The organism is Nakamurella deserti, assembly GCF_003260015.1.
GTDB lineage: Bacteria > Actinomycetota > Actinomycetes > Mycobacteriales > Nakamurellaceae > Nakamurella > Nakamurella deserti.
This window is the reverse complement of record NZ_QCXS01000005.1, coordinates 1-6,331: the sequence shown is the minus strand read 5'-3', so window position 1 is coordinate 6,331 and position 6,331 is coordinate 1. Positions and strand designations below refer to the sequence as shown.

The following is a 6,331-nucleotide window of genomic DNA, read 5'->3' as shown; positions in this document are numbered from 1 at the left end:
CCATAGCGTAGGGGAAACGCCCGGTCCCATCCCGAACCCGGAAGCTAAGCCCTACAGCGCCGATGGTACTGCACCCGCCAGGGTGTGGGAGAGTAGGACACTGCCGAACACACATCCCAGACAAAGGGGCCCCCACCACGGGGGCCCCTTTTCTGCATTCCACCGGCACGTTGTTCTGCTCGAGGCCGCATCGTGCTTCACGGGACGCCACCGTGCTTCTCGGGACACCACGGGTCACCCCCCCCGACACCACAATCACCTGCCCCGACACCCGCGGCCACCGCAGTCATGATCGGTGCACGCGCCGGCGCCGGCGCCGGCGCACCGCATCCCCGACCGAGAAGTCATCCGCGCGCCGCCCGATACCGGCAGCGGGTGGTCAGCAACCAGCAGGGGCGACCGCGCCCAACCCCGGCGAACCACCCACAAACCCCGACCCCCACCGGCAACCACCAGCGTTCCCCCGGGCCCCGCCGGTCGGGACCCGGGGTGTTGGTCCCGCCATGTTCGCGTCAGGGCGCCGGCGTCCTCGCCTGATTTCGGAATGCGGGTGCGTGGCTGACGACGGTGCTCATCGAATCTGGTTCGCCCGGTCGAGCACGTCCTTGTCCACCGATCGCACCGGCGGACTGTCCGATTTCCTGGGCTCGACCGAGGTAATCCCCGAGAGCGGGTTTGTCGTGAGTGCCGTCCGGTACGTGACCCCGGGGACATCGGAGGTGACCGGGACGTGGCCGTCACGACCAAGCCGTTCCGGTTCGGAGTGGTCGTCTCGATCCTGGGCGACGTCCGGATGTGGAAGGACCAGGTGCGCCGCATCGCGGCCACCGGCTACTTGACGGTGCTGATGCCCGACGTCCAGCAGTGGCAACCGGCGCCGGCACCCACGCTCGCGATAGCCGCTGCCCTCGCCGACATCCGGGTCGGCACCTGGGTGTACGCATCACCGCTCCGCACACCCAGGAGCCTGGCGTGGGAGGCACACTCACTGTCGGTCCTGACCGAGGGTCGCTTCGAGATGGGCATCGGAACCGGCCGGCCCGGCCTGGAAGACCAACTCCGCGCTCTGGGGCTCCCGGTCGTTGCGCCCGCCCAGCGACTGTCCCGAGTCCGGGACGCCGTCACGTCACTCCGCGAACTGGACGGCCCGCAGCTGCACACCCCCGTGGTGATGGCCGTGAGCGGTCCGAAGGCGTGCGCACTGGCCGCCGAACTCGCCGATACCGTCACGCTGGCGGCTGTCCCCGGTGACACCCGGGCCGACCTGATGCGCAAAGTGGTGCCGTTCCAGGCCTCCGGCACGGTCGAACTCGCCCTGCACATACCGGTGGTGGGCGACGCGGTGTCCGCGTTCATGGCACCTCCGGACACCGACCCCGCCGCGCTACGGGCGGCGGATTCGCTGCTCGTGCTACCGGCCGATCCGTCGGCCGCCGCCGAGGAGCTGTGGCGTCGGCGTGAGGAAGGCGGCTTCTCCTACATCGTCGTCGGAGCCGCCGGCGCCGGGGTGTGTGCACCTGTCGTAGAGGCACTGACCGTACGGTGAGAAACGAGTGCTGCACGCCCATCACGTCACTGCACCCGACACTCGAGACGTGACTGCACCCGACACTCGAGAAGAAAGCAGCTGCGCCGCCATCTATAGGCGCGCGGACCGGTCGTCTGCGGACACTCGTCGCGTCGCCACCACTCACGGAGCAGGGGTCGCGTTCCACCAGGGCTCGTTCACGATGATCCGGTACCTGTCACCGAGGGCCTCGGTGACGTCTCGGAGGAGAGCCGTGCCGGTCGCGACGTAGTCCGGGTCTCCGCGTCCGTCGATGGGTAGCCGGTCTTCGCGGTACTCCGCGTTCCATGACTCCAGACGGTGCACGAGGCGCGCAGGAAGTCCCAGCGCGTACAGATCGGCCGGTCGTCCTCCCGACCACAGTGGGCCCTGCTTGTCGTCCGGCCAGAATTCGAGTACGTCGTCGGCCACCTGGTTCACGCTAGCTGTTCCCGAGAGCCTGGTCCGATCCCGGCGTCGGGGACCTCTACGCGGTCGGCTCTGCTCGTCGCTGCGTGTGGCGCCGTGCATGTCGCCGCACCCCGCCGTGCAGGCCGATGTCGAAGGCGACGTCGGCGTCCACGACGCGGGTGAACGCGGGGCCGGGCCCCAGCGGGTCGCGACGTGGAGCGCTGCGATGGGTGTCAGGCCTCGGACGGGCGGGGCCGGCGGGGTGGAGTGCAGGGTGGACAGCGGCATGGACCGGCCGACGATCATCTGTCGCCCGATGCGGCCGCGGACGGCGATCACGGCGTCGGATTGTCGGTGACGCCCCGATGATCACCTCGCCGGTCTCGCCGGTCTCGTCCGTGAGACCGCTGAAGTCCGGGTGATTCGCGTCGACCTGGCCCACGGCGTCATCGTTCCAGCCAGCGTCGACGTCGACGCGACCCCGACGACTGCGACGGTCCGCTTCGCGCTGCTGCCATCGTGGGACGGCGTCACCGTGGGCGGCATGAGCGGCCGGCGCGGCCCGAGCGGACGTGGACGCCCGCAGCCGACCACCACCCGCCCGATCCGCCGACACCCGACACCGTCACCTTCACCGTCACCGTCACCGTCACCGTGACGAAACCCGCCTCGGCGAGCGACGCGGTGGGTATCGGGTACCAGGGACGCGGATGCCGCGAACAACGTCGGCCACGCGTCGATGTGAGCCCGCCATCCGTTCCGATCGCGCACCGCACCCTTCCGCCCGCGCACGACCCTCGGCGACCGTCCTCTGCGATGGTGCTCGCCGCTCACTCAGGAGATCTCCCATGCCATCAGAAGCCCGACCGTCCCGGCAGGCCTCGCAGCCGCACCCGGTCACGTCACCGACGGCGCCTGCTCGGAGACCGCCTCAGGACGTGACGAGCACGGTGACGCCCGGGATGCGGATCGCGGCGTCCTGGTCATGGCGGTTCATCGTCGTGGTCATCGCCGCCGGCGCCCTGCTGTGCGGCATCGCGTTCCTGTCCGAGATCACCATTCCGATCGCGATAGCGCTGTTGCTGAATTCACTGCTCAACCCGGTCCGCCGGTGGCTGATCCTCAAAGGGTGGAGGCCGCATCTCGCGTCCACTGTCGTCTTCCTGGCCGGCCTCCTCCTGGTGATCGGGCTGGTCTTCGTGGTGGTGCGACAGTTCGTGTCCGGCGCTCCCGACCTCGCGTCCAAGGCCACCGACGGCATCGACAAAGTGCAGGACTGGCTCGTCAACGGCCCCCTCAAACTGTCCCAGGACCAGATCGACAGTGGTCTGACCTCGGTCCGGCAGGCCGTGGTCGACAACCAGGACGCGTTGACGTCGGGCGCTCTCAACACCGCGACGTCGGTCGGTCACATCGTCACCGGACTGGTCCTCGTGTTGTTCACGCTGTTCTTCTTCCTCCGTGACGGGGAGCGGATCTGGGCCTGGTTGTTGCGCCTCGCGCCCGCCCGCGCGCGCCACCGCATCGACGGAGCTGCGTCCCACGCGTGGTCCACGCTGGGCGGGTACGTCCGGGCGACCGTCCTGGTGGCATTCGTCGACGCCATCGGTATCGGCATCGGGCTCCTCGTACTGGGGGTTCCGCTCGCGATCCCGCTGACCGCGTTGGTCTTCCTCGCCTCGTTCATCCCCATCATCGGCGCACTGCTCAGTGGCGGTGTGGCGATCCTGGTCGCGCTGGTCACGGTCGGATTCGTCAAGGCGCTGATCCTGCTCGCGGTGGTCATCGCGGTGCAGCAGCTGGAGGGTCATGTCCTGCAGCCGGTGCTGCTGGGTCGCGCGGTCAGCCTGCATCCCCTCGCCGTGGCGCTGTCCATCGCCGCCGGCGTCGTCGTCGGCGGCATCATCGGGGCACTCCTCGCGGTGCCGTTGGCCGCCACGGTCAACGCTGCGGTCAAGTACCTCGCGGGCCGGGCCACACCCGGCGAGAGCCAGGACCACGTCGAAGCCACGCTCGAGGAGGAGGAACAGTCCACCCCATCGGCGCCGGCCGCCGGCCAGGCGTGAAGGACCCGTGGACGGCGGGAGACGTCGGGACGGCGAAGCGGTACCACGGGAGCGACAGCGCGCCGGTGGCGCCTTCCCTCCGGTGGTGGCGGTCGACCTCGCAGGACCGAGGCTCGACGACCTGATGTGACGGCGGTGCCGGCCGCGAGGTGAACAGGCCGGCGAGCCTCACGCCTCGGAGTTGCGGATGCCCGGGACGGCGTGCGTCGCCCGCGGACGCCACCGCCGGCACCCACCGCTGCGTGAGCGTCGTCGATCGACTCCGGCCCCGACACGAACGCGTGACGGCCCAGCGGTGCAGGTTCACGAGACCGTTGGTGCAGCGTCGCAGGTCGTGCAGGCGCGGAGATGTCCGCATCCGGACGGACGAGCGCCGGCGCGGCCTCGTACAGTCTCGGACAGGATGGTGCGCGCCCGGCACCCATGGCCGTCGGAGTGCGGATGAGCGACCACGCGGGATCGACGACGACGTCGGATGTCGTCGTCGTGGGGGCGGGGCACAACGGGTTGGTCGCCGCGATCCTCGCCGCTCAGGCGGGTCTGTCGGTGACCGTGCTGGAACGCAACCGCGCGGCCGGCGGCGCCACTACCGGCGCCGCTGTCTTCCCGGGTCACTCCGCCCGCGTCAGCCGGTACTCCTACCTGGTCTCGTTGTTCCCCGACGAGTTGGTCGCCCGGCTCGGTATCTCCCTGCCGCTCGCGTCGCGGGCCGTGTCGTCCTTCACCCCCGTGATCCGCGGGGGTCGCGCTGACGGACTGCTGGTGGAGGCGGCACCGGGCGCGGCGACGGAGGAGTCGTTCCGTCGGGTCACCGGCACCGGTGAGGACCATGCCGCCTGGCGGGAGTTCTACGACGCGGTGGCCCGGATGGCGGAAATCGTGGCGCCGGTGCTGACGGGACCACTTCGCCGCCGCCGCCAGGTGCGCGATCACGTGGTGTCGGCCGCCGGCGCCGCCTTGTGGGACGACCTGGTCGAGCGACCGTTGGGTGAGGCGATCACCCGTCGGTTCCGCGACGACACCGTGCGCGGAGTCGTGGCCACCGATGGGCTGATCGGTACGCACACCTCCTTGTTCGACGAGTCGCTCCTCGCCAACCGGTGCTTCCTGTACCACGTGATCGGCCGCGGCACCGGTGAGTGGTCGGTCCCCGTGGGTGGAATGGGTGCGGTCACCGATGCGCTGCTCGACCGGGCGCAGCGACTCGGGGTCCGGTTGGTACTCGACGCGCCCGTCGTGGGTGTCGATGAGACAGCCGACGGTGTGACCGTGACCGCCGAGGGGGCGGTACCCGGTGATCACCATGGTCGCCATGTGCTGGCAGCGGTCGCCCCCGCGGTCGTCGACGGATGGCGGGGTCGATCCGTCCCCGGTCCGGTGGGCGCCCAGCTGAAGATCAACCTGCTGCTGTCCAGACTGCCCCGGTTGGCGTCGGGGATGGACCCGCGGGTGGCGTTCGCAGGGACGACGCACCTGGAAGAGGGCTTCGGACAGCTGGAGGACGCCTATACGGCGAGTGTGGCGGGAACGCTGCCTGAGATGCTGCCGGGCGAGGTGTACTGCCATTCGTTGACCGATCCGTCCATCCTCGGCGGCACCGACGGCGCCACCTTGACGCTGTTCGGGTTGCACACCCCGGTCGGGATGTTCCGCGGCGATGACGGTCGGCGCGAAGCGGCGGTCAGCGCCGCCGTCGCATCGCTGCAGCGGCATCTGGCCGAACCGCTGGAGGACTGCCTCGCGTTGGACGACCAGGGTCGACCGTGCGTCGACGTCGCCACACCGGCCGACCTCGAGCAGTCACTCGGAATGCCGGGAGGACACATCTTCCACGGTGATCTGACCTGGCCGTGGCAGGACGACGACGTGGAACTCGCCGGCCCGGCCGAGCGTCACGGCGTCGCGGTCCCCGGCAGCAGGCGCATCCTGCTGGCCGGCGCCGGGACCCGGCGCGGCGGTGGCGTATCCGGGCTCGGCGGCCTGGCCGCCGTCGACGCACTGCTCGACGTGATCTCGGACATGTCCGCACGCCGCTGACCGCCCGCGCGCCCGACGCGGGGCCACGTCGGCCACCCGGTCGTCCCACGGATCCGCGGGCGGCGGCACCACCTCTGAGCTGCACCGACAGGGCCCCTGGTGGCCTCGTGGAGCCCCGGCCGGGGCGATCGCCGAAAAAAGTTGGGGTGTTGGTTTGACGGGTGGGTGGGGGGTCTGTAATGTAGTTCGAGTTGCCTCCGCAAGGACGAAGTCGCTGGGACTGAGTGTTTGTGTGTGGGTTTGTTGTTTGAGAACTCAACAGTGTACCGAA

General features: G+C 70.1%; 4 protein-coding genes and 1 rRNA gene. 4 read left to right on the top strand and 1 reads right to left on the bottom strand.

What is annotated here, in order from left to right:
- Both rrf and DB033_RS20425 read left to right on the top strand, forming a co-directional pair.
- A 5S ribosomal RNA gene (gene rrf, locus DB033_RS20430) occupies positions 1-109 on the top strand; the annotation flags it as partial.
- A 684-nt stretch (positions 110-793) separates the two neighbouring features.
- Entirely contained in the window at positions 794-1,546 is a 753-nt protein-coding gene (locus tag DB033_RS20425) for an LLM class flavin-dependent oxidoreductase (RefSeq protein WP_111768824.1), read from the top strand.
- Between the two features lie 144 nt (positions 1,547-1,690).
- Here the strand turns inward: DB033_RS20425 and DB033_RS20420 are convergent, their stop codons facing one another.
- Positions 1,691-1,978 (bottom strand): hypothetical protein, encoded by a 288-nt coding sequence (locus DB033_RS20420; protein ID WP_157970837.1) that lies wholly within the window; start codon positions 1,976-1,978, stop codon positions 1,691-1,693.
- A 917-nt stretch (positions 1,979-2,895) separates the two neighbouring features.
- Here DB033_RS20420 and DB033_RS20410 point away from each other — a divergent pair.
- Both DB033_RS20410 and DB033_RS20405 read left to right on the top strand, forming a co-directional pair.
- Positions 2,896-4,023, top strand: coding sequence for an AI-2E family transporter (locus tag DB033_RS20410; RefSeq protein ID WP_157970836.1), 1,128 nt, complete (start codon positions 2,896-2,898; stop codon positions 4,021-4,023).
- Positions 4,024-4,464: 441 nt separating this feature from the next.
- Positions 4,465-6,060, top strand: a complete 1,596-nt coding sequence (locus DB033_RS20405) for a phytoene desaturase family protein (protein ID WP_111768823.1) — start codon at positions 4,465-4,467, stop codon at positions 6,058-6,060.
- The last annotated feature ends 271 nt before the right edge of the window (positions 6,061-6,331 follow it).

Excerpts from the sequence above, each read along its gene's own strand:
- DB033_RS20425 (WP_111768824.1), top strand. The coding sequence starts at position 794 with ATGTGGAAGGACCAGGTGCGCCGCATCGCGGCCACCGGCTACTTGACG.
- DB033_RS20405 (WP_111768823.1), top strand. The coding sequence starts at position 4,465 with ATGAGCGACCACGCGGGATCGACGACGACGTCGGATGTCGTCGTCGTG.